The organism is Brevibacterium sp. R8603A2 (assembly GCF_023072605.1).
Classification (GTDB): Bacteria; Actinomycetota; Actinomycetes; order Actinomycetales; family Brevibacteriaceae; genus Brevibacterium; species Brevibacterium pityocampae.
Genome location: NZ_JALLGN010000062.1, coordinates 1 through 201, shown reverse-complemented (window position 1 = coordinate 201; position 201 = coordinate 1). Strand labels below are relative to the sequence as shown.

General features: G+C 67.2%; 1 protein-coding gene. It reads left to right on the top strand.

Going from position 1 to position 201, the window contains the following annotated elements:
- Nucleotides 1-201: transposase (locus MTQ12_RS15305; RefSeq protein WP_247619233.1), on the top strand; the 201-nt coding region annotated here is incomplete at both ends.

Sequence of the window (201 nt, the reverse complement as noted above, 5' to 3'; positions counted from 1 at the left end):
AGTCCTTCATCGCCGCCCACCCCGAGCTACACCACGTGCGCACCCGAGTGAAGACCCCGGGGCAGAACGGGTCCCGTGAACGCGGCTTCGGCACGCTGAAGTACGAACGGCTCTACCTGGACGAGATCGACGACGCGATCGTGCTCGCCGAGCGGGCCGAGGACTACCGGATCGAGTACAACGAGCTCCGGCCCCACGAGG